This window comes from Paenibacillus sp. GL_099_B (assembly GCF_057835695.1).
In genome coordinates this window covers 3,243,992-3,266,027 of sequence record NZ_CM174430.1, presented here as the reverse complement: position 1 = coordinate 3,266,027, position 22,036 = coordinate 3,243,992, and the positions used below count along the sequence as shown (strand labels likewise).

22 protein-coding genes and 1 riboswitch are annotated in these 22,036 nt (G+C 45.0%); of the genes, 5 read left to right on the top strand and 17 right to left on the bottom strand.

Annotated features, from left to right (window positions below; genetic code table 11):
* Positions 1 to 106: 106 nt before the first annotated feature.
* Genes AC3ITG_RS15020 through AC3ITG_RS15010 form a run of 3 tightly spaced genes read left to right on the top strand, consistent with a single transcriptional unit; the run spans position 107 to position 2,846 of the window.
* Positions 107 to 1,645: a sulfatase family protein gene (locus tag AC3ITG_RS15020; protein ID WP_489254217.1), complete on the top strand. Its 1,539-nt coding sequence runs from the start codon at positions 107 to 109 to the stop codon at positions 1,643 to 1,645.
* Positions 1,638 to 2,291, top strand: a complete 654-nt coding sequence (locus AC3ITG_RS15015) for a chromate transporter (RefSeq protein WP_489254216.1) — start codon at positions 1,638 to 1,640, stop codon at positions 2,289 to 2,291. Before AC3ITG_RS15020 ends, AC3ITG_RS15015 begins: the two co-directional genes overlap by 8 nt.
* Positions 2,292 to 2,315: 24 nt before the next feature.
* Positions 2,316 to 2,846, top strand: coding sequence for a chromate transporter (locus tag AC3ITG_RS15010; RefSeq protein ID WP_489254215.1), 531 nt, complete (start codon positions 2,316 to 2,318; stop codon positions 2,844 to 2,846).
* 103 nt (positions 2,847 to 2,949) lie between these two features.
* Here the strand turns inward: AC3ITG_RS15010 and AC3ITG_RS15005 are convergent, their stop codons facing one another.
* From AC3ITG_RS15005 to AC3ITG_RS14965, 9 genes are all read right to left on the bottom strand, one after another.
* Positions 2,950 to 3,960, bottom strand: coding sequence for an aldose 1-epimerase (locus AC3ITG_RS15005; RefSeq protein WP_489254214.1), 1,011 nt, complete (start codon positions 3,958 to 3,960; stop codon positions 2,950 to 2,952).
* Between the two features lie 12 nt (positions 3,961 to 3,972).
* On the bottom strand, positions 3,973 to 5,757 hold the full coding sequence (locus tag AC3ITG_RS15000; RefSeq protein WP_489254213.1) for a glycoside hydrolase family 2 protein: 1,785 nt from the start codon (positions 5,755 to 5,757) through the stop codon (positions 3,973 to 3,975).
* Between the two features lie 17 nt (positions 5,758 to 5,774).
* Positions 5,775 to 7,541: a glycoside hydrolase family 2 protein gene (locus AC3ITG_RS14995; RefSeq protein ID WP_489254212.1), complete on the bottom strand. Its 1,767-nt coding sequence runs from the start codon at positions 7,539 to 7,541 to the stop codon at positions 5,775 to 5,777.
* A gap of 50 nt (positions 7,542 to 7,591) precedes the next feature.
* Entirely contained in the window at positions 7,592 to 8,398 is an 807-nt protein-coding gene (locus tag AC3ITG_RS14990) for a carbohydrate ABC transporter permease (protein WP_413378550.1), read from the bottom strand.
* Positions 8,398 to 9,288, bottom strand: a complete 891-nt coding sequence (locus AC3ITG_RS14985; protein ID WP_413378548.1) for a carbohydrate ABC transporter permease — start codon at positions 9,286 to 9,288, stop codon at positions 8,398 to 8,400. Before AC3ITG_RS14985 ends, AC3ITG_RS14990 begins: the two co-directional genes overlap by 1 nt.
* Positions 9,289 to 9,375: 87 nt before the next feature.
* Positions 9,376 to 10,668, bottom strand: a complete 1,293-nt coding sequence (locus AC3ITG_RS14980; protein ID WP_489254211.1) for an ABC transporter substrate-binding protein — start codon at positions 10,666 to 10,668, stop codon at positions 9,376 to 9,378.
* Between the two features lie 198 nt (positions 10,669 to 10,866).
* Positions 10,867 to 11,796: an ArsR/SmtB family transcription factor gene (locus AC3ITG_RS14975; RefSeq protein WP_489254210.1), complete on the bottom strand. Its 930-nt coding sequence runs from the start codon at positions 11,794 to 11,796 to the stop codon at positions 10,867 to 10,869.
* Positions 11,797 to 12,343: 547 nt separating this feature from the next.
* On the bottom strand, positions 12,344 to 13,606 hold the full coding sequence (locus AC3ITG_RS14970; protein ID WP_489254209.1) for a cytochrome P450 family protein: 1,263 nt from the start codon (positions 13,604 to 13,606) through the stop codon (positions 12,344 to 12,346).
* Between the two features lie 35 nt (positions 13,607 to 13,641).
* The gene (locus AC3ITG_RS14965) at positions 13,642 to 14,223 is read right to left on the bottom strand and encodes a cysteine hydrolase family protein (protein ID WP_489254208.1); all 582 of its coding nucleotides are present in this window, start codon (positions 14,221 to 14,223) and stop codon (positions 13,642 to 13,644) included.
* Positions 14,224 to 14,352: 129 nt separating this feature from the next.
* On the opposite strand from AC3ITG_RS14965, the gene AC3ITG_RS14960 reads away from it, so the two are divergent.
* Complete coding sequence (locus AC3ITG_RS14960; protein ID WP_489254207.1) at positions 14,353 to 14,949, top strand: TetR/AcrR family transcriptional regulator; 597 nt, start codon at positions 14,353 to 14,355, stop codon at positions 14,947 to 14,949.
* Positions 14,950 to 15,041: 92 nt separating this feature from the next.
* Here AC3ITG_RS14960 and AC3ITG_RS14955 read toward each other — a convergent pair whose 3' ends face one another.
* Entirely contained in the window at positions 15,042 to 15,512 is a 471-nt protein-coding gene (locus AC3ITG_RS14955) for a GNAT family N-acetyltransferase (protein ID WP_076288448.1), read from the bottom strand.
* An 86-nt stretch (positions 15,513 to 15,598) separates the two neighbouring features.
* Complete coding sequence (locus AC3ITG_RS14950; protein ID WP_489254206.1) at positions 15,599 to 16,774, bottom strand: MFS transporter; 1,176 nt, start codon at positions 16,772 to 16,774, stop codon at positions 15,599 to 15,601.
* Between the two features lie 204 nt (positions 16,775 to 16,978).
* Between AC3ITG_RS14950 and AC3ITG_RS14945 the strand changes: the two genes are divergently transcribed.
* Positions 16,979 to 17,527 carry a TetR/AcrR family transcriptional regulator gene (locus AC3ITG_RS14945; RefSeq protein ID WP_489254205.1) on the top strand — a complete coding sequence of 183 codons (549 nt, stop codon included), beginning with the start codon at positions 16,979 to 16,981 and terminating at the stop codon, positions 17,525 to 17,527.
* A 157-nt stretch (positions 17,528 to 17,684) separates the two neighbouring features.
* Here the strand turns inward: AC3ITG_RS14945 and AC3ITG_RS14940 are convergent, their stop codons facing one another.
* From AC3ITG_RS14940 to AC3ITG_RS14915, 6 genes are all read right to left on the bottom strand, one after another.
* Positions 17,685 to 18,035 (bottom strand): MmcQ/YjbR family DNA-binding protein, encoded by a 351-nt coding sequence (locus AC3ITG_RS14940; protein WP_489254204.1) that lies wholly within the window; start codon positions 18,033 to 18,035, stop codon positions 17,685 to 17,687.
* A 124-nt stretch (positions 18,036 to 18,159) separates the two neighbouring features.
* Complete coding sequence (locus tag AC3ITG_RS14935; RefSeq protein WP_489254203.1) at positions 18,160 to 18,936, bottom strand: class I SAM-dependent methyltransferase; 777 nt, start codon at positions 18,934 to 18,936, stop codon at positions 18,160 to 18,162.
* Positions 18,937 to 19,134: 198 nt separating this feature from the next.
* Positions 19,135 to 19,464, bottom strand: coding sequence for an antibiotic biosynthesis monooxygenase (locus tag AC3ITG_RS14930; RefSeq protein WP_413378527.1), 330 nt, complete (start codon positions 19,462 to 19,464; stop codon positions 19,135 to 19,137).
* 176 nt (positions 19,465 to 19,640) lie between these two features.
* Positions 19,641 to 21,020, bottom strand: coding sequence for a DEAD/DEAH box helicase (locus AC3ITG_RS14925; protein WP_413378525.1), 1,380 nt, complete (start codon positions 21,018 to 21,020; stop codon positions 19,641 to 19,643).
* Between the two features lie 131 nt (positions 21,021 to 21,151).
* The gene (locus tag AC3ITG_RS14920) at positions 21,152 to 21,466 is read right to left on the bottom strand and encodes a DMT family transporter (RefSeq protein ID WP_413025997.1); all 315 of its coding nucleotides are present in this window, start codon (positions 21,464 to 21,466) and stop codon (positions 21,152 to 21,154) included.
* Entirely contained in the window at positions 21,463 to 21,804 is a 342-nt protein-coding gene (locus AC3ITG_RS14915; protein WP_063565132.1) for a DMT family transporter, read from the bottom strand. Before AC3ITG_RS14915 ends, AC3ITG_RS14920 begins: the two co-directional genes overlap by 4 nt.
* A gap of 97 nt (positions 21,805 to 21,901) precedes the next feature.
* Positions 21,902 to 22,002: riboswitch (guanidine-I (ykkC/yxkD leader) on the bottom strand.
* Positions 22,003 to 22,036: the final 34 nt, after the last annotated feature.

Below are 22,036 nucleotides of genomic sequence, written 5' to 3'. Positions count from 1 at the left end.
TTCTCCTATTTTGTTTGATCATAACAAAATGACAATAAAAATATAACACCGGGCTATTTTTATAACTCGTTTTTTTCAATATCATCTTACTAGGAGGCGATTACACTTGTCGAGAACACCTAACATTTTGCTAATTACTAGTGACCAGCAGCACTGGAACACGATCGGAGCTTTTCAGTCTGAAATCTCCACACCCAATCTGGACCGGCTCGCCCGGCAAGGAACAACGTTTGATCGGGCATATTGCCCGAACCCTACCTGCACCCCTAGCCGAGCTTCCATTATTACAGGCATGTACCCCAGTCAGCATGGGGCCTGGACGTTAGGCACAAAACTGCTTGAAGACCGTCATACCGTCGGGGACAGTTTCAAGGAGGCAGGCTACCGCACTGCCCTAGTAGGTAAAGCACATTTTCAGCCTTTGAAATCTACGGAGGAATACCCGTCGGCAGAAGCGTATCCAATCCTGCAGGATTTGGAGTACTGGAGACATTTCCACGGGCCGTTTTACGGTTTTGACCACGTTGAGTTAACACGTAATCATACGAATGAAGCGCATGTCGGTCAGCATTACGCGCTATGGCTGGAAGAACAGGGATGTACGAACTGGAGGGATTACTTCCTTCCCCCAACTGGGACGATGGACCCTTCCGTAACCTATACGTGGCCAATTCCTGAGAAATATCACTACAACACCTGGATAGCCGAACGAACCAACTCCCTTTTGGAGCAATACACCCATGCTGATGATCCATTTTTTCTATGGGCCAGCTTTTTCGACCCGCATCCGGAATATCTGGTACCGGAACCTTGGGATTCGATGTATGACCCGGATGATCTGACGATTCCGTCGATAACACCTGGAGAGCATGATCGTAACCCACCACATTTTCAACTGACCCAGGAGGAGAATCCGAATTTTGAGCATCTGGTTGAAACCGGCTTCGGCATTCACGGCTACCGTTCGCATCATTATTATGAATATGGCGACAAATCCCGGTTAACGGCGTATGACAAGAAAAAACTGGTCGGCGTGTATTACGGAATGATCAGCATGATGGATAAATATATTGGCAAAATTCTCGATAAACTGGATGAGTTGGGTATTGCAGACGATACAATCGTCGTTTTCACAACCGATCATGGTCATTTCTTCGGGCAGCATGGTCTTCAGGCCAAGGGTGGATTCCATTACGAAGATCTTATCAAAATCCCATTTATCGTAAGATATCCCGGTGAGGTGCCTGCTGCGAAAAAATCAAATGCCATACAATCGCTGGTCGATTTGGCTCCGACCTTTTTGTCCCTATGCAACATTCCAATTCCGCACGCCATGACGGGCATGGATCAAAAGAAAGTTTGGCTTGGCGCCAAGGAAGCCGTTCGTAATCACGCTATCTGCGAATTTCGACACGAACCCACGACGATTCATCAAAAAACGTATGTCGAACAGCGTTATAAAATCACCGTCTATTACAATCAAACCTATGGTGAACTTTTCGATCTCGAAAAGGATCCTGATGAACGCTTTAACTTGTGGAACGAACCTGAGTACACCCATCTGAAGGCAGATCTTCTGCTCAAGTATATCTGGGCCGAGCTTGGCAAAGAGTCCATGCCAATGCCTCGAATTCATCATGCCTGATGGAAAGGATGGGGGTAGTATCAAGAACCTGAAAGAACAATTTATGTTACTGACCGAGCTCTTCTGGACTTTCTTTTGCATCGGCCCTTCCACCTTTGGAGGCGGATATGCGATGCTGCCAATTATTGAACGCGAAGTGGTGAACAAGAAAAAATGGATGCAAGAGGACGAGATTGGTGAGCTTATATCGCTTGCCGGCTCGGCTCCCGGAGGAGTTGGCGTCAATGCCGCTGCGATGATCGGACACCGCCAGGCAGGAATTGCGGGTGCTGTGTCTGCCGTCATCGGCGTGACATGTCCCACGTTTCTGATTGTGATCCTGATTAGCGTGTTCGCCATCCTATTTCGTAACCAACCCAAAGTTGAAGCCGCTTTAAAAGGAATGAACGGTGGCATTATTGCACTAATTAGCATGGCAGCTTATCGAACGGCTAGGTATTCCATCTTAGATACAACAACAGCGATAGCTGCCATTGTGACCGTAGCTGTGCTGTTGTTTGCAGGTATCCATCCCCTCTATCTTATTATTTCGGGATTGATAAGCGGCATGGCCGTGATTCGGATCAAGAAACAACTGGGTCTTCAAGTGAAAATGGAGAAGAAGTCTGTAACAGGCAGCTACCCGGAACTGGAATATTACATTTAAGAAAGACGAATCGGAGCGATTGAGATGTACTGGGACCTGTTCATGATGTTTATACGTGTAGGCCTCGTTTCATTTGGTGGCGGCTATGCCGTTATTCCGATCATTCAACACGAGGTAACGGAAAAAGGATGGCTGACAAGCGCAGAATTCCAACAAACCGTAGCGCTGGCCGGTATGGCGCCCGGCTCGATTGCAACCAATGCCGCAACCTTGATTGGTTATCGGACGGCAGGTTATATAGGAGCAGCTGTCTCTACTGCAGGTATGATTTTGCCTTCACTCGTCGTAATTGTACTACTCTCTGCCTTATTTTATCGGATTCACGACAATTCATGGGTAAAGTCCTCTTTATATGGCTTGCGCCCCGTAACGACGGGACTCATTATCTATGCTGCCATTCATTTTGGTTATCCAAGTGAAGACGCAGGAATAAGCTGGGTATGGATCGGGACACTGCTTATTAGCGGAGTTTGTTTATTTCTCCTGCTCAAGTACAAGCTTCATCCCCTTCTGATTCTCACTGTTGCTGGAGCAGCAGGCATTATCTTATTTTAAATTCAGTGTGGCGATGACAGGCAGAAGTCAGTGCCTTCAATGGTTTTAAAAGGAGCAGCGATCACAGCATTAGCTGTCCTGGCTGCTCCCCTCATCTTTATTTTTACGAATGACGCAGATATAATCTGCTCGTTTCTTCCCAGATCTCTCCCGGCTGCAAACTAAATAATCCAGCTTCCTCGGCCTGCATATCCAGATTTGGCGCATTCACGAGATTAATCTGCGGTTCGGGGCAGAAAAACCCTTCTTCCGCATTATTGTTCCATATCATCCATTGTTTATAGGAAGTTCCCACATCGTAGATAAGTGTCATTCCATTCTTCGTATCCTGAAGCTCCATCCGGTTCCTCCCATTTTTCGGTACAGCAGTGTAATGGTTATCCATTTCTGCAAAGAACGGATATACCCCTGAGTCACGCATTTGCTCTTCCGCTGGAACCAGTGGCTGAAAATGTGTCGTTGGCAACATCCGTTCATCCAGCTCCCATCTGTCTCCGATGGTTAGCTTGAGGCTGTAATCCCTTGCCGAGCCATCTGCGGTAAATGGCGCGTTGATGGAAGTATGAAAAGCCAACAGACACGGCATGCAGGTTGCTCCATGATTTCGAATCCTGACATGCTGCATGAGTCCATCACTGCTCAGCGAGTAGCGCAATGTAATGCTGAATTGAAAAGGAAAGGATACGTATACCGGATGAGTTTCATCAACGATAATGGACACCGAGACATAGCTTTCCTTCTCGGTATATCCATACTCATCCAAAACCCATGGTGTATTATACAAAAATCCGTGCAAATGATTGCCAGTTGCTTCTTCATTCACCGGAAGCTGAAGTGTCTCCCCGTTCCACGCAAACCGTCCGTCCTCATAGCGATTCGGCGGAAACAGAACGGGGATTCCATGAATCATGGGTCTTGCCTTGAATGATTCCATCTCTTCCGGTGACGGTTCATGAAGGAAGCGAAGCCCTCGCTCAAGATCACGATAAGCGACCAGATTACCACCTATCTCCGGCAGCATAACAGCCTCACTGGAACCAAAGCGAAGGTAAATGGCCTTTTCCCCTTGAAAGTCGCCTTCCCAGGACCTACTTGTCTCCTTTGTGTTCAACATGCGTTCCCCTCCTTATTCGCCAGCGGACGATGGATAATGTCCTTCAATAATGGCCCGAATCTGTTCTATCGGCATCTTGGGCTGTCTGTCATACGTCAGCAGACCGTTAATCTCCTGTTCCACGTCCGTCAGCTGGGTGTAACAAAATCCTTCTACTACTGGAGAATCCAATAGTGGCTGTACTACGGCATGCAATCGCTGTGCAAAATCTTCGTCATTTTTCGCTCCGGAGTAACCCCAGCCTTCCCAGTCACTTTTCTTATACCCGATTCCACCGAATTCGGTAATTAAAATGGGCTGTCCTTCATAACGATAGTTACCCACGCTCAGCTTTCGACTGCCCGGAAGGGCGTTTACCGCATTTTCACGAGTGCGATAGCGTTCCTCCAGAACCTCTCTTCTCCATTCATAATCATGGATGTTATACAAGTCGGTCTGAACCATCTCCCAGCCATCATTGGAAATGACCGGACGGGTAGAATCCAGTGACTTGGTCAAATAATACATCGACAAGGCGTGATACTGCTGCTCCTTGCTGGTCAGGATGTTAGGAACACCCCAGCTTTCATTAAGAGGTACCCAGACCACAACACATGGATGGTTGTAGTCCCTTTCCAGCGCCTCCTGCCACTCCCGTGTTACCTGGGCGACGTATTGTTCAGAGAACTCGTAAGCATTCGCCATCTCTCCCCATACCAGCAGTCCCAGCTTATCACACCAGTACAGGTATCTCGGATCTTCAATCTTCTGGTGTTTTCTGGCGCCGTTAAATCCCATTTCTTTCGTTAATTCCACATCACGCCGGATGGCCTCGTCACTTGGCGGAGTCAGATTTCCATCCGGGAAGTACCCTTGATCCAGAACGAGCTTCATATAATAAGGACGGTTATTCAGAAACAGCTTGCCCTGTTCAATGGAAATTTTGCGCATGCCGAAATAGCTATCGACCTCATCGACGGGCACACCATCCACCAATACAATGAAATGAATGTCATACAAATTGGGCTGCTCTGGTGACCACAGCCTGCCAAGGCCATGCTCGTTAAAGGTGTGAAGCCCGATAGTACGAGTCTCTGTCATGCCGCTAATTCGATATTCATCCTCAGACAGCTGCTCTCCTTGATAGGCAATTTGTACACGTAGTCTGATATCTTGTGCTTCCCAATCCCTTGGTTCTGTTTGTTTCCCTTGAAGATAAGCCGTAACTTCGATTTCGTTGCGATCGACATCGGGAGTCAGGCGCACCTTCTGTAGATGAACGGGTGCAACAGCTTCCAACCACACCGATTGCCATATTCCAGTAGTGCGGGTATAGAAAATTTGGGCAGATTGCTCCTGCCAGAACTGCTTCCCTCGTGGTAACGTTACATCCCTGCTATAATCAATCGCTTGTACGGTCAGAACATTGTTTCCTTCGAGCAAAGAATCCGTAATATCGGCATGAAAAGGGGTGTGTCCCCCTTCATGCCGAACCACAAGCTGTCCATTGACCCAGACAGAGGCTTCATAGTCCACGGCTCCGAAATGCAGCAGCAGACGTTTGCCAGTGAAGTTCTCAGGAATGTCAAAGGTCCGTTTGTACCATACATTATCGTGAAAATTCGGATCTGCAATGCCACTCAGTTGACTTTGAAAAGCAAATGGCACCTGGATTCGGCGGCTGAATGCTTGCTTGCCCTCACTCCAGTTTTCCGAACGCCCCTTGTTATCATCATCGAATTCAAATTCCCATTCCCCATTCAAACTCAGCCAATCTTTACGTACAAATTGAGGCCTTGGATAATCCTGTCGCAGCATGATGTTCAGCTCTCCTGTCACCCCAGATTGATCTTACGGATCACTTCCAGTGGCACTTTCGGTTTACGGTCTTCCGTCAACAGACCATTAATCTCCTGCTGCACATCGGTGACCTGTGTATAACAATAGCCCGAGATATAGGGAATGGCTTTGATCGCTTCGGTGATGGAACGGAAACGTTCAATAAAGGCTTCAACCGAGTCCACCTGATTGCCATAACCCCAGCCTTTATCCGATTGGAAAGCAATACCGCCGAATTCACTGATGATAATGGGTTGTCCTTTATAGTGGTAACCTTCAGCAAAAGCAAACTTCCATCGATTGGAAGCAATCTTGTTATATACGATCAAGTCCTTATCCTGATACCGTTCCAGAAAAGCTTCTCCCGTCTCAACATAATCATGGATTGTCAAAATATCCGATACCGTATGCTCCCATCCGTCGTTGGTAATGACCGGACGATACGGATCAATGGCTTTGGTCAGATGGTAAATGGATTGCGTGAATTGCTGCTGCCTTACCTCGTGACCAATCGTCGGTATTCCCCACGATTCATTAAATGGCACCCAGGTAATGATGCTGGGATGATTGTATTGCTGGGGTACAATTTCAAGCCATTCTTTGGTGAATCGGTTCACTGCCTCATCATTAAACTCGAAGGTAGCTGCCATCTCTGACCAGACCAACATGCCTTTTACATCACACCAATACAAGAAGCGTGGATCTTCCAGTTTCATATGTTTACGGATTCCGTTATATCCCATCTCGGCAATTTTATCGATATCCTCAATCAGTGCTTCCACTGAAGGTGGGGTCAAATGGCTCTCCGTCCAATAGCCCTGATCCAGAATCATTCTTTGGTACAACGGAGCATTATTCAGCAGAATCTGCCCATTTTCAATCGATATTTTTCGCATACCAAAATAGGAATGAACCCGGTCGATTTCTTTCTCATCTTCGTACATCACAAACTCGATATCGTACAGGTTCGGTGAGTCCGGTGACCATAACGACTGTTTCCACGGCCCGCCAGCTTCATGTTTGACACTGGCTTCCACGGTCATCCAGGGTCTGTCTGGAGATAGGCTAATGGTTTGCACATGCTGACCCTTCAGCTCAATCCGTGTCTCCAAACGCAAGTTGTTCTTGCCTTCGATCCCATTCAATTGAAAGTCCAAACGAATCATATGACGATCGATGTCCGGTGTCATCTTGACCGCTTCAACCCTTGCTTCACTCACATGCTCCAGCCAGACACTTTTCCATATCCCGGTAGTTTGCACATAAAAACATTCAAAATTGTCATCCACCCAGCGTTGTTTCCCCCGAGGCTGCATCGCGTTCTGACTGTCTTCTACTTCAAGAACAATGTTGTTTTCCGAGCCGTAAGTGATATAAGGGGTAATGTCGAATGAAAACGCTGCGTACCCTCCTTCATGTTCACCAACAACCGTTCCGTTCACCCAACATTTTGCGCGATAATCCACTCCCTGAAAATGCAGAATGCTCCGCTTTCCTTTTGCTTCCTGGGGAATCTGAACACTTCTGCGGTACCAGACCAGAGGATGAAATGTCTCGATTCCGATACCGCTCGCTTTGGTCTCATACGTGAAGGGAACCTTGATTTTCGTCCCTTCCGGAAACTGATTCTGGTCGTACCAATGCTCGCTTTCACCCGCCTGATTGTCATCAAAACTAAAATCCCATTCTCCATTCAAATCCAACCACTCATTCCGTACAAATTGCGGTCTTGGATAATCCTTGTTGTAAAATTTAGTTGTCATCTTGTTCTCTCCGATCTCCTCTGTATTTGGCTCATAGGCCTAAAAAAGTGTTAACCCTTAATACCGGACATGCTGATGCCTTTAACAATCTGTTTCTCAAAAATGATAAACAATATAATGATGGGAACAGAAGCCACTGCATTGATAACCATCGGTTTGACGTAATCTTCTGAATACTGACCCATTAGCGTTGGGATACCCATTGGCAACGTAAACAGATTATCATCGGTTATGGAAAGGAATGGCCATAGGAAATTGTTCCATGAACCAATAAACGTTAGGATTGCCATGGAAGCCATCGCTGGCCGGGTCAGCGGCAGCACAATGCTGGTGAAAATCCGCCAAAAGCCCCCACCGTCAATTTGCACGCTCTCCAACAGATCATTTGGAATACCATCGAAAAAGCTTTTGAGTACAATGACTGCTACAGGCGAAGCCAACGCAGGAATGATTAATCCACTGTATGAATTCAGCAAATGCAAATCTTTGGCTACCTGATAAAGCGGAATAATGGTAGCTTCACCAGGAATCAGCAACCCGCCAAGAATGAAGAAGAAAATAAATGTACGGAAACGAAACGGTACTTTGGACAGGGCAAATCCGGCCATGGCAGCGAAAATAACAGTCAACACGGTCACAACCACCGCGACAAACAAACTGTTAACCACCCACTGTGACAGCTTTGTCGTTGTCAGAATTTCGTTATAGACAGCAAGTGAGTATGGAGGTTTAAACCAGTCCAGGACTGTAATAATCTTCATACCTTCTTCTTTGATGGAGACCATCAGCATCCACACAAGTGGGGCCGCAAACATAACCGCCATCAACGCAGATCCTATGCGATACAGCCATTTCATCAGTTTCCCGCCCCTTTCCGGTTATTCATCCAGTATTGCAGCGCCGACAGCACCAGCAGGATAACGAATAAAATATAGGACATCGTTGCTGCATAACCCAGGTTGTTGTTCTTGAATCCGGTCTGATAGATCAACTGAATAATCGGACGTGTCTGATCCAGCGGTCCGCCGCCAGTAATGACGTAAATTTGCATAAAGACCTTGTATGAAGCAATAATCTGCAGCATGGTTATGGTTTTGGTCAATGGATTCAGATAAGGAAGAATAATTCTCCAAAATATTTGAGTATCACTCGCACCATCCAGTCTTGCCGCTTCATAAATCTCATCCGGTATTTCCTGCATGGCGGAAAGATACAAAATAAAGTTAAAACCGACCGTCCACCACAAGGTAATTACGGTAATAACGACCCAGGCGAGCCCGGTTTCTGTCAGCCAGAAAATTTCGGAATTTTGAGGCAATAACCTGACAAGATGCAGGACGGAATTGACGAATCCCGTATAAGGCTGAAATACGAATAAACCCAGATAAGCTGCGACGGCGACGGAGAGTACGCTTGGTATAAAGAAGATGATGCGGTAGAACTTTTGCAAAGACGATTTTCGGTTGGCAATCAAAGCTAGCAGAATCGCGAGTATAATCATGGTCGGTGTGCTCAAGAAAACAAAAAAGGTTGAATGCCAGATCGCTTCCCAAACCTCTCTGTCCTGAAGAACCTTTCGGAAGTTATCCAGGCCAACAAAATCCATTTTCTTGATCAGCGTCCATTTGTAGAAGGTCATCTCCACACCTTTAATCATGGGCCAGATCGTAAATAAACCATAAACAATTAAGAATGGAAGCAGAAATACCAGTGCCTGCAAATCCGCCCTCATTTTTCTGATCTTCATATGCGTCTCCCCTTTGATTGGCACGCAAGCCGGCGATTTCTTGTCTAGAAATGGTGATTACGCAGGCTTGCGCGACCCGTCTTCCTTCTATTCGCTTAGTATTTTCTGAATGGCTGTCTCCATGTTGTTCATGGCATCTGCCGGGGTCATTTTGTTCATCCATACTTCATTCAAAAATTTAAAGGCAGCTTCATCGCGGATTTGTGCATTTTTGGTGGAATGTTTGCTGAATTTAACTACACTTGCAACTTCGGAATAATCACTGCGGTATGGCAGATCCTTGAATTCCTGTTTTTCCAGGACGGATGGCTTGGATGGAATATGTCCGGCTTTCGCCCAGACCTGACCATTATCAGCAACCCAGTCGGCGAAGATCATGGCTGCTTTACGTTTAGCCGGGTCCTCATCCTTAGTCAGTGGCAAAACAATGGTATGGGAATCTCCCCATGTTGCTTCTTTGTCGTAGAATTTCGGAATCGGCATAGCTCCAAACTCAAGTCCTTTGGTGGATTCCCACGTTCCTGTCGTCCAGACCCCTGTCATGATAATAGCGGCTGTTCCACTTTGAAAATTTTTATAAAAGTCCGGATCATTCTTCTTGATATAGCCTTCGGTATAAAGCTTCTGGATATAGTCAGCGGCTTTAATGCCTTTCTCTTTATCAATGGCTGCGGACTTCAGATCATCCGACACCACGTCGTTACCACCCAACTGGGAGTAAAGGGACCACCACAAGCGGTAAGGGTCATCATTATTATTGGACAATGCAAACGGAGTCGTTTTGGCAGGCAGCTTCTCTTTTAAAGTCTTAAGGAAACTTACAAACCCGTCAGCAGATTGCTCCAAGATCGGTTTCCCGTCTTCACCAAGCAAACCTGCATCTTTTAAAAGTTTCTTGTTGTAGAACATGATAAAGGGATGTGTGTCAATGGGGACCGCATAATGTTGACCTTCTACGGTAACCGCATCCAAGAGATTCTGGTTATAGGTGCTCCAATCCACACCTGCATCCGTAGCAGGAGTATCAAGCTCTGTGACTACCCCCTGATTAATCAGATCAGGCAGCCTGGAGGAATGAGAGATCCCAATATCGGGTCCATTACCATTACCAACAGCAGTAACGAGCTTCGTATAATACTCGCCCCATGCCAATTTGGTATTCTTCACTTCAATTTCCGGGTGGGTTTTGTTGAATTCATCGACTAATGTCTGCATGTTTGCGCCATCACCACCATCGAACAGTGTCCAGAAGGACAATGTCACTTTTCCATCACCGGAGCCACTATCCCCATCCACGTTACTGCCTCCGCTACATGCACTTAAAACGGTTGAGAATGAGAGCAATAATGTCAGTGCTAACCAGCCGATCTTTTTTTTCATGCGAGTATCCCCTTTACTCTAATTTGTAGATACAAACGATATAATTGTTTTATTACATTATTACTGTATCTATAGGGGATTATATAAGGGTAATCCTTTCTTGTCAACGCTTTCAAACACATTTAGTGTAATTATAAAATAAAAAAAGGCCTTAGTTACATAATATCTGCAACCGAGGCCTTTCTTCCTCATCCCATTCTAATGAATGGCATAATGTATAGTCATTTTGATATTTTGGTCATAATCTCCAAATTGTCGCCCAAAGAGATTTACACCTCCTTGATGAACCGCATCCGGCTTAATACCGATCCGAACCCTTAACTTGTGGCTGTTATGGAGGTTAAGCTGAGCCAGATCAACTGCTGAAATTTTCTCCATATCCAGCGTCGTCTTATTTTTGTCCACTCGCCATGTCTTTAATAAACCATACTGTGTTGACCATTCAAACCACCAAGCCGGGTTGAGCTTTCCGCGCCGATCGCCAAAGTCACCTGGACATGTCCACATGCCAATTTCCACACCGTTAATCCATACGGAGATATCGGAAGGCCAGTTATGGTCATAGTTTGGCGCTTCAGAACACATTTCCATGGACAGTTCCAGCGATTCGATTACCGCCTCTGCCGGAATCTCCAGTGGCATCAAATATTCGACATAGCCCTTACGAAACCACATAATCTGCGCTCCTACATGCTTCGGATGATAAAAGCTGGCGGGCTCATCCTCACGAATGATCATGCCCTCGCCATTCGCCATGCCACAGGTTGGTGACACTTCACAATCACTATAATGACCAATAGGCATATCCACTTCGTATACCTGAATATCGCCTTTGGGAATTGCTTTCTCCAGATTAAGAGCAATATGAATATCATCGTAATTGCGGCTGCATACCTTCATTGCCCCGCGAGAGGCAGGCAACAGTTCCGTATTAATCAGCCTTGCAGCTTCCAAAACCTTGATGTTGCTAGCTACCGTGGATACTGGAAGTTTGAGAGCTTCCGCGATTTCTACTATATTCAGGTTTTGGGAGATCAATAGTCGGAGAATATCCACTCTGGATCGGGTCGATAAAGCATGCGTGACCATGACCAGCTCATTCGGATTATCAAAACTCAGCTCAAGCATTGTATCACCACCTCTTATGTATTTATGGAACAGGAAATTTAAACGTAAAGTTTAATTCAGTCGATAATATTGTAACAAATCATTTATTTTGTATCAAATTACTTTTTACTTCATCATTCTTCTTCGTTTTTCATACAATTTCCGGTTAATGTGCGCAAAGCAATATCGGTAAACTAACTAAAATGCCAATAACCCCTGTAGAAATGATCGTTATCCACACTAACGTTGTCATGCTTAAGTTTCCTTGATAAATATGGATACTGATGAGCGCAGCATAGATCAGTAGTACGATGCCAATGCTTATCTTGGAAAATGATTTCGTCATACACCTCCTTCGACGCCCCCCCCTATATCAACAAGATAAGACCATGTCAGAGATTATTTCGTGTTTTCCCCAATCAGATCCTGCAAATAGATACTGGAATTGTTGATTTTACCTATCGTCATGAAACTTATAGCCTAACCCAAAAAATCCGCCAAACATGGCGGATTTTTTGGGTATATATTTTTCTGCTTGCCAATAGAAGCTTAGCTCTAACTCTTGCTGCTAAAATGCGACAGGTAATGCAGCCAAGCTCTGCGAACTTAGCGCCAAATGCCACTCAATGTTTTCCCGAGGAACATTAAGTCGCAGATTAGGCATGCGTTTTAACAATGTTGTAAAGGCGATATCTCCCTCCACACGAGCAAGTGGAGCCCCCAAGCAGGAATGAATGCCATGACCAAAAGCCAGATGACGATTAATATGACGTGCAACATCCAGGTCCTCTGACTGTTCAAATTGAAGTTCATCCCGATTGGCTGATTTCAGCACGGGGATGACCATATCTCCCTTTTTGATCTGTTGTCCTGCCAGCTCTATATCCTGAGTCGCAAAACGAGGTCCGGCAATGGTTGCAGGCCCGTTAAAACGCAGCAATTCCTCAACAGCAGAAGGTGCCAGACTAAGATCAGCCTTAAGCTTCTCCAATTGTTCAGGATGATCCAATAACATCATTGCACCCGTAGCAATCAGATTGGATGTCGTCTCATGGCCAGCAAAGATCAATAACGTAATCATGGATAGCAGTTCTGGTTCACTGAGTCTATCGCCCTCTTCTTCTATAGCAATCAATTGGCTGATCAAATCATCTGCAGGATGTTTGCGTTTCTCAGCTACCAGTTGTGCAGTATAGTCACCGAAAGCTTTGAGATGCTCCTCCACTCCCGGTTCACGCACTCCGAGGCCCAGACCGTGTGCAATCGCGGAGGACCAGGTCTGGATCTGAGGGCGATCTGCTTTAGGTACTCCCAGCATATCGGAAATCACATGAATCGGTAAGGGAAAGGCGTAGTCCTTGACCAAGTCCATCTCACCCTGGGATTGAACCTGATCCAGTAATTCATCAGCGATCTGCTGCACACGTGGACGAAGACTTTCCATATATTTGGGGGTAAAGGCTTTGGAGACCAGTCGACGTAATCTTCGATGATCAGGATCATCTACAGAGAGCATTGATTTTCCGGTAAAGAACGTTGGAGGAGCATCTGGATCTACGTTTTCCACATAGGCTTTCAGAATATTCTCATTGCCGTCGATGGAGAGTGGGTCTACCGTGAAGTGGGCATGATCTTTAAGTACCTGTGACGCTTCTTCCATTCGTGTGACCAACCACTGCCCGCGATCTGTACCACCCATTGGCAAGGATACTGGAATAACAGGACCTGTTTCACGCAATTGCTTGATCAGTGAAAACGGATTTTCACCACTATCCCCACTAAACAGGCCCAGCGCTGCTTTTTGTGAAACATTAAGATCTAACTCACTCATAATTACCATCCCTTCGCTTCGACCATTTTATTGGTTTACATTAATGAATTTATCCAATCATCTACAACCAGCACATCAGCTTGTTTGGGGAATACGCTCTCTACGAGAACTCGATGAACTTCAGGGTCCCTATCCAGACAAGCATCAGAAAGTACAGTCAGCGCGTAATCCTTATCCGCCGCCTCACACAAGGTAGACAGCACTACTCCACTTATTGCGATACCGCTAAGAATAAGTGTATTAATGCCCTGGGATTGAAGAAGGGCTTCCAGGTTGCTTCCTGAGAATCCACTGACGCGGAACTTGTCCACAATGAGCTCTCCTGGAAGCGGCTGTACCGATTCGTGAATGTCCATTGCCATTTTCATCGCCGGATTGGCTGCGTTCTCTCCACCACGGCTCGACTTTTTTCCAAACAACTTGTTACGCTCACTAATTGGAGGGGAATCCTGGCGATGACCAACCTTCACAAAAATCACAGGTACGTTATGTCTGCGAGCTGCTTCTAACGCTTTCTGAAAAGGGAACAGTGCATCCTCGTGCTTCGCATATTGCGATACAATGATGTTCTGCATATCCATGACCAGAAGTGCAGATTGGTTATGATGACTCTCCATGGGTTGCACATCCCTCTCGTTTTGATTAAGATTAAAGGGAGAACTCTCCGCTTAACCTCTTCTTGATATTAAACGGAGGGTTCTCCCCTTGTCAAATTTTGGACGTCGAAGGATAGGAAGTGACAGACAGTGGATAAAACCAATACAACCTCTCGTTCGGAGCGACGGGATGCTGCCGAGAATCGCCAACGTATCTTGAATATGGCTAGCAAATTATTCGAGCTGCACGGCGTGGAGCGGGTCAGCATGAATCAGATCGCTTCCGAAGCGCAGATTGGAGCGGGTACCTTATACCGCCGATACCGCAATAAAAGTGAGTTATGTATGGACTTGATCAAAGATAACGCAGCGCTGTTCTTCGATGATGTGGAGATATATGTGCAGGAGAACGCACAGCATCTACCATCTGAGCGATTACGGGGACTGCTGACGTTGTTTATCCAGTTTAGAGAGAAAAATGCGGAGCTGCTCTCGGGCATCGAGAATGCAGTATATCAAGGATCAGAGTCCAGAACCTCAAGTCCTCTTTATGACCAATTGCATCAACAGCTATTTGGATTATTCGAAGAGATGGCAACAGAGAGCGACGAATCGCAGGCCATCAGCTTGTTCAAAACGGACATGCTTCTGACTGCCATGAGTAATGATTCGTATCTGTTTCAAAAAAACGTACGCGGCAACTCTCCCGACCGCATCGTGGAGCAGCTCTGTTTGACGTTTCTTTAACATATAGGGATACATGAAAATGCAAAAAAAGCCTAATTCATCGTCGGCAATCTGCCGCTTGAACTAGGCTTTTTTGAGCATGAGGTATGAATTTATAATGTTTTGATATACCATGCATCACAAGCAAAATGCTCCGTTGCATTTAACGGTTCGTCTAATGGAATAAAACCGTTCTTGATATAGAACTTGTTGGCTGCGACCATGTTGTTAAGCGTCTCAAGATAACATTGTTCATAGTGTTCTTTGGCAAAATCAAGGGAAATCTGAAGCAATTCATATGAGATTCCGGTGCCTCGTGCTTCTTTTAATGCATACATCTTCTGCAATTCACAAATATGTGAAAATCCCTCCACGGGTCCGATACCGCAGCCAGCTACAACGGTTGAGTTATGCTCAACCACCCAATACCTGGAGCCCTCGCGTTGATAAAGATGATAAAAATCGCCCAGATTCGGATCAGCCCACGCCGTTCCTGACTTATTGGCCCCGAATTCGATCAAACAACTTCGAATCAGAGACTCTACTTCTTGATTATCTTTTTCTTCTATCTCTCTAATGAACATGCAGTAAGCCTCCGCATCATGAAATAATTGCTGCTCTTAACTGCACAAATTATACTACAAATCTGATTCAACACACTACAATTCAACTACAGTGAAACGGAATCACTCGTTTTGGCAGGCAACGTCTGCTTGATTTTCAACAACCGTCTTACGTAGATCATGAAAAGCAGAAAAGAAACCATGACCGACAAGGCACTGACCATAAACAATATGTGATAGCTCATGTATTCAGAGACCAGACCCAAGACCATCGCACCCAATCCGATACCGAGATCGGTCGCCGTCGAAAAGAAGGCATTGGCCGCCCCTTTCCGATCCTCGGGTGCGAGGCGAAGCGTTATTGCCTGAAGGGCTGGCTGAGCGGAACCGAAGCCGATCCCGTACAGAACCGCTGAAGCGAGCACGCCAAGCAAACTGGTTGCAAAGCTCAGCACAATCAAAGCAATAATCGTAATGATAAGAGCCGGGACAATAACTGCTGTCTCTCCTTTCTTATCGGACAGCTTTCCGGCAATGGGCCGGGATAGCGCAAGTGTCGCGGCGTAGACCAGAAAGAATGTGCCGGAATTGACTTTGATCTGCTCCGCAAATAAAGGTACAAATGTAGTAATTCCCCCATATGCAATGAAAAGAAAAAAGATTGGCGCCATAACAGGCAAGACTGATTTTTCGAAGATTTGAATTTTCTTCCTGTCCGTATGGGGTTGAAATGGCATTTTCGCTCCCAGCGTCAAAAGCAGGGCCACGACGGACAAACCAACAGCAAAGAGAAACATCGTCTGATATGATGTGCCCTGCATAATCCCCAGACCAATCATGGGGCCAACCGCCATTGCCAGCGTCATAGAGGTACTAAACCACCCCATACCTTCCCCGCGCCGAGCGGATGGAATCATGTCTGTCACGGCTGTCATCATGGAAGTCGTGGATACAGCCCAGCTCATTCCATGCACGATACGAAGTCCGATCAGCATGATGATTCCACCAACCCAGTTGTACATGTACATCGCCAATATGAACAAAAGCAAACCCCCGATCATAAACGGACGTCTACCGAATCGATCCAGGAGTCCACCGACAAAAGGACGAAGGATGACGGAAGATAACATTAAAGCTCCCATGGCCAAGCCCACCTGTTTTTCATTGCCACCCATCTCTTTAATGAAAAGCGGCAGTGTGGGATACAGCATATAAAATGCAGTAAATAAAAAAAGCAAACCCAGCGTCATCAGAATAAATGACTTCGTCCATAAGCGTTGCATTATTCATCCTCCCCACTCTAGTTATGATATCTATGTTTTGGCCTGTCTTTGTATAAAAACAAATATTGATATATTAATGAACATCTGTTAATAATTATAGACAGAATAAGAAAGCTTACCATTGTTAATTGAATGCGTTTCGTTAATTAGTGAACATTAAACATAAAATTGTTTATTATCTATAGAAAGTTTGGTGAGAATCACATGACCAAAGTGGATCGAAGAATTCGAAAATCACAAGAAGCCATCAAAGCAGCAGTAATTGAATTGATGTCAGAAAAAAATTTCGATGATATTACCCTACAGGATATCTCCGATAGAGCGGACGTTAGCAGAGGCACCATTTATCTTCACTACGTAGATAAGTATGATCTGTTGGACAAGCTTATTGACGGGCATATCAAAGAATTAAGTGAAATTTGTCATTCGGTTGCTGACTTGGAATGGAAAGAATCCATCATTCCCTGGTTTACCTATTTGGAACAGAATTACTTGTTCTTCTCGACGATGATGGCCAGTAAAGGAGCGGTACAATTCCGCAACCGGCTGGTTGAGTTTCTTAATGAGGATTTCAAGGAGGAAGTACACTTATCTCAGGCCAGAAAATCCGGGTTAAGTGAGGATATCATTCTCCAATATGTAGTCATGTCTTATGTAGGGGTTGTTGAGTGGTGGATCAAGAACGAAATGCCCCATTCACCTGAGGTCATGTCTGAGCAATTAGGAGAATTAATCAAAATGAATTTGGGATAACGTACAATAATGTGCACGTAACCAAAATAGCGGTAGTCTCAGGATACGAAGTTAACACCCTGGGACTACCGCTATTACTTTTTCGAACAAAGCTGATTTTCTGCAATTGGCGCCGACCACCTGCTGTCTGAATTGTTGTTGCATGCGGCCTAATTACTTACGATATGGATTCCAAAAGACTCTTGGAGAGAGTTTTGACAACCAAATCGTATGAATGGTCAATCATGACAAAGATATCCTGCTCTGACAAGGAACCATCTAGAATAATGGTATTCCAATGCTTTTTGTTCATATGATACCCCGGTTGAACGGATTCATGCTGCTCTCTCAGGTTTTCCGCAATGATCGGATCACATTTTAAGTTCAGGCGAACGTTATCTGCCTTGTCCTCAAACATAAGCGCAAACATTTTCCCTGCTATTTTAATAACAACCGGATCGGGTCCGAAGGGATAATCCTTCGTTGCACCTTTTTTCTTCAAACAGTACTCTATAATCTTATCCATCAATTCAGTATCTCTCCTTTGCACAGAAGACAAACTATCCCTACCCAATCTAATGATACCGAATGTACGTTTGCATGTAAATATCAAGCATTTAATCTGATTAGCCAGTAATGCAGGAATTATATTCTCAGACAGGTTCCTTTATCGCTACGATACGTAACCGGGTTGTGTCGAGAAACCATTGACCTTCCCGCTCAAAGTGGGGCTTAACCTCAGTCACAATGGCTTGATAGATTGATTCCATGTCTGCGGAGGAAACGTCCTTAAAGAAATAATCAGCAAAACTGTTTAGCCAATTCCGAAGCCCTTCTTCCCCTTTGAGCGGAGCAGGCTTGTCAAAATGCTGAGCGAATGTGACACGGAAACCGTTCTGCTCCAGCAGGGTGGCGTATTCACCAAGAGTGGGATGATACCAGGGATTCCGTCCTGCCCATGTATAGCCATGCTCCTCCAGAGCCTGCTTCATAGCAGTGGTCAAAATGGCGACATTTCCGCTTCCGGCAAATTCAGCCACGAATCGTCCACCTTCGCGCAGGGCCAACCAGATGGATCGTGTCAAAGCCGCTGGATTATTGATCCAATGTATAGCTGCATGCGAGAATACAGCGTCAAAGGGTATATTTGTCCGATATTGAGAAGCGTCTTTCACCTGAACATTCAGGTCAGGGTACTTCTGTTGGGCAAGCTTCACCATTCTCTCCGATAGATCGATACCTGTCGGTATCCCTCCGGCAGCTGCGATCTTGGCTGTCAAATCTCCGTTGCCACTGCCGATATCCAGAATACGCTCCCCGGTTTGCGGCTGCAATAAAGACAGGACATCCACTCCCAGATTAGATAAGAAATCCGTTGAATGGATGTATGGTACTGAAGTGTGCTCGTTTTTGAATTGTTCACCAGACATGGCTCAACCTCCTTTATAGATCTTAGATATCTATAATAACTTTAATGGTTAAAACCTGTCAACTTGCGTTCTTAACTACGTATTATAGTATTTATAATGAACCTCTATAAGAAAATGATGCGACACAGCTTCTATGGACATACAAACAAAAAAACCTTTCCCATGAGAAATCATGAGATAGGTTTTTCATCATTCGAATTAAGCATTCGATACTCTAGCTGTCTTCACTTTCTGTACCTCGTACATATTCACCGTAGTGCTAATCAGATACTCGGGTTTCTCCTGTCCTCTTTTTTCCTTATGACCTTTAATATGCACATCACTCTTCTCCCAATTCTTCCATGCTTCTTCTGATTCCCAACGAATCAGCACCATCACTTCTTCGTGTTCTTTACTCTTTTTGTTAACCATTACACTGAAATCAATCAGTCCCGACATTTCCTCTACAGGGCTAGGGGCACTGAAACGTTCCACCAGTTTATGACTGTGGCCCTTTTCGACTACCATAACGCGAGTTTGAATGAACATGAATTACGCCTCCTGATTTCCTCAAGTCACTGCTTGGATACAATGGCCTTGTGACATTTTTTTAAGTTTTCTCTCTATCATTCTATTCTTATTGAAAATGATTATCAATATCGCATCGATTTTGTGTTCATAAAAAAACCTCCTCCACGAAATGGAGAAGGCGTTTTGATCGTTTTTTAAAGAGCTTTATTCACTTTGCTGCTCTTTGGTTTACTGTGACTTGTACTATTGTGGTTTGGTTTACTGCTATTTGGCTTACTACTGTTTGGCTTACTGTGATTAGCTTTACCGCTCTTTTTAAACCACTCGGACTTGGGTTTGCGAGCGGGATTCGCTTTTGACTTCGCAGGTTTATCGGCTGCAGATTTATGGGGTGCAGACTTCGATGTTTGGTTCGATTTTACAAAAGCAGGCACACTTGTCATCGGATATGGATGATTTTTCACCTCAGGAATGGTCTTCTTGATTACTTTCTCGATATCCTTCAGGAACGGAAGCTCTTCCTTTTCACAAAAGGAAATCGCCATTCCGCTATGCCCTGCTCTGCCCGTACGGCCAATTCGGTGGACATACGTTTCTGGAATATTAGGAAGGTTGAAGTTGATTACATGTGACAGCTCTTCAACATCAATACCCCTTGCCGCTATATCCGTCGCCACCAGCACTCGTGTAACGCCGCTTTTAAAATTATTCAAGGCTCTTTGACGCTCATTTTGAGATTTGTTGCCATGAATGGCCTGAGCCGTAATATTCACTTTGGACAAATCACGAGTTACACGGTCAGCTCCACGCTTTGTACGAGTGAATACCAGTGCCGAAACAATGGACTTATCCTGCAAGATATGATTCAACAGACTCTGTTTTTTTCCATTTTCCAATAAATACACAGACTGTTCAATTCGATCCACTGTGGAGGATACGGGCGTAATTTCTACTTTTACCGGATCAACTAGCAGCGTTTTTACCATTTTTGTAATTTCCGGAGGCATTGTAGCTGAGAAGAACAACGTCTGTTTCTTGCTCGGCATCTTCGCGATGATTCGTTTCACATCATGAATGAAGCCCATATCCAACATGCGGTCTGCTTCATCAAGAACCAGTATTTGCACATGTTTAAGATCAATACGCTTTTGATTGACCAAGTCAATCAGTCTACCAGGCGTTGCAATAATAATATCTGCACCTTGATTGAGCGCACGCTCCTGGACTTTCTGTGAAACGCCACCAACGATTGCGGCACAACGAATATCGGTAAAACGGCTATATGCCTTAATATTATCTGAAATCTGAATCGCAAGTTCTCTTGTTGGTGTTAAAATCAATGAGCGAATATGACGTGCGGCTTTGGGGCCGTTTGAATTTTCGCTTAATAACTGAATGATAGGCACAGAAAATGCTGCCGTCTTCCCTGTCCCTGTTTGCGCACAGCCTAGCAAATCTCTGCCTGCCAATACGGCTGGAATCGCCTGTTCCTGTATAGGTGTCGGGGCAGTATAGTTTGCTTTGCTCAAGCCTTCCAAAATTGCGGGTATAATATTCAAGTCTTTAAATGTCATTAGGTCTCCTTAATTTACGCAACAAATATTCATTTGACGTATATCTCATTTCAAAACGTAACACATAAGGATAACATTAAAAAGCACTTCTGTATATTATATTTTGAAAATTCAGTCCCGATACCGTTTCATTAACTCACCAATTTCAACCCTACTGCTGATCCAAGCACCATGGCAATAAACAGAATTCTTAACGCATTTCGAGGTTCTCCATAAAATATCATGCCGAGAATAGCTCCCCCGGAAGCGCCGATTCCCGTCCATACGGCATATGCCGTCCCCATCGGAAGAGTCTTCATCGCAAACGATAGGAATAAAAAGCTTAGCCCAAAACCCGCAACCAACAGTATGATTGACATCAGGTTACGATCTTTGTGCAATTTATTAATCATCAGAACCCCAATCATTTCAAAGACACCTGCCAAAATAAGATATACCCAGTTCATGATTCATGTACCTCCTTTGTTTTTCCTTTGCTGAGCATTTTAAGACCGATTACGCCCAATAAAAGAACCCCAATGAGCAGCATTTTCCCAGATTGAATCGCCGCATCAAACAATATAATCTCTGCCAGTACAGTTCCTGCTGTACCCAGTCCAACGAATACCGCATATACCGTCCCTACATCAAGTGAACGGGAAGCCGCAATCATCAAGGTGAAGCTAACAATAATGGCAATCAGTGTAGCCCCCCACTCCAGAAAACCACTGGCATGTTTCAATCCAATGACCCAACCGACTTCAAATAAAGCTGCAATAACGACGGACAACCATGTTTTGTTCATTTCTGTCACACTCCTTATCAAATTTTGCTACGTGTATTATTAGTTACATGAAGCCAAAATAAAAAAGCCCGGGAAATAAACTGCATTTAAGCAGTTCATCTCCCAGGCTTTTGTCCCTCCGTGACACAACCAATAGGCTGTGAGTTTTCTCTCGGACCAGACCGACACAACTGTCGCGGAACCCTAGAAAACATTTGAATATTTTGATGTGACTCCAATTATACACAATTCT

Bases quoted from the DNA above. Each gene is read 5' to 3' on its own strand.
- AC3ITG_RS15015 (WP_489254216.1), top strand. From the start codon at position 1,638: ATGCCTGATGGAAAGGATGGGGGTAGTATCAAGAACCTGAAAGAACAA.
- AC3ITG_RS15010 (WP_489254215.1), top strand. From the start codon at position 2,316: ATGTACTGGGACCTGTTCATGATGTTTATACGTGTAGGCCTCGTTTCA.
- AC3ITG_RS15005 (WP_489254214.1), bottom strand. From the start codon at position 3,960: ATGTTGAACACAAAGGAGACAAGTAGGTCCTGGGAAGGCGACTTTCAA.
- AC3ITG_RS15000 (WP_489254213.1), bottom strand. From the start codon at position 5,757: ATGCTGCGACAGGATTATCCAAGGCCTCAATTTGTACGTAAAGATTGG.
- AC3ITG_RS14995 (WP_489254212.1), bottom strand. From the start codon at position 7,541: ATGACAACTAAATTTTACAACAAGGATTATCCAAGACCGCAATTTGTA.
- AC3ITG_RS14990 (WP_413378550.1), bottom strand. From the start codon at position 8,398: ATGAAATGGCTGTATCGCATAGGATCTGCGTTGATGGCGGTTATGTTT.
- AC3ITG_RS14985 (WP_413378548.1), bottom strand. From the start codon at position 9,288: ATGAAGATCAGAAAAATGAGGGCGGATTTGCAGGCACTGGTATTTCTG.
- AC3ITG_RS14980 (WP_489254211.1), bottom strand. From the start codon at position 10,668: ATGAAAAAAAAGATCGGCTGGTTAGCACTGACATTATTGCTCTCATTC.
- AC3ITG_RS14975 (WP_489254210.1), bottom strand. From the start codon at position 11,796: ATGCTTGAGCTGAGTTTTGATAATCCGAATGAGCTGGTCATGGTCACG.
- AC3ITG_RS14970 (WP_489254209.1), bottom strand. From the start codon at position 13,606: ATGAGTGAGTTAGATCTTAATGTTTCACAAAAAGCAGCGCTGGGCCTG.
- AC3ITG_RS14965 (WP_489254208.1), bottom strand. From the start codon at position 14,223: ATGGAGAGTCATCATAACCAATCTGCACTTCTGGTCATGGATATGCAG.
- AC3ITG_RS14955 (WP_076288448.1), bottom strand. From the start codon at position 15,512: ATGTTCATTAGAGAGATAGAAGAAAAAGATAATCAAGAAGTAGAGTCT.
- AC3ITG_RS14950 (WP_489254206.1), bottom strand. From the start codon at position 16,774: ATGCAACGCTTATGGACGAAGTCATTTATTCTGATGACGCTGGGTTTG.
- AC3ITG_RS14945 (WP_489254205.1), top strand. From the start codon at position 16,979: ATGACCAAAGTGGATCGAAGAATTCGAAAATCACAAGAAGCCATCAAA.
- AC3ITG_RS14935 (WP_489254203.1), bottom strand. From the start codon at position 18,936: ATGTCTGGTGAACAATTCAAAAACGAGCACACTTCAGTACCATACATC.
- AC3ITG_RS14930 (WP_413378527.1), bottom strand. From the start codon at position 19,464: ATGTTCATTCAAACTCGCGTTATGGTAGTCGAAAAGGGCCACAGTCAT.
- AC3ITG_RS14925 (WP_413378525.1), bottom strand. From the start codon at position 21,020: ATGACATTTAAAGACTTGAATATTATACCCGCAATTTTGGAAGGCTTG.
- AC3ITG_RS14920 (WP_413025997.1), bottom strand. From the start codon at position 21,466: ATGAACTGGGTATATCTTATTTTGGCAGGTGTCTTTGAAATGATTGGG.
- AC3ITG_RS14915 (WP_063565132.1), bottom strand. From the start codon at position 21,804: ATGAACAAAACATGGTTGTCCGTCGTTATTGCAGCTTTATTTGAAGTC.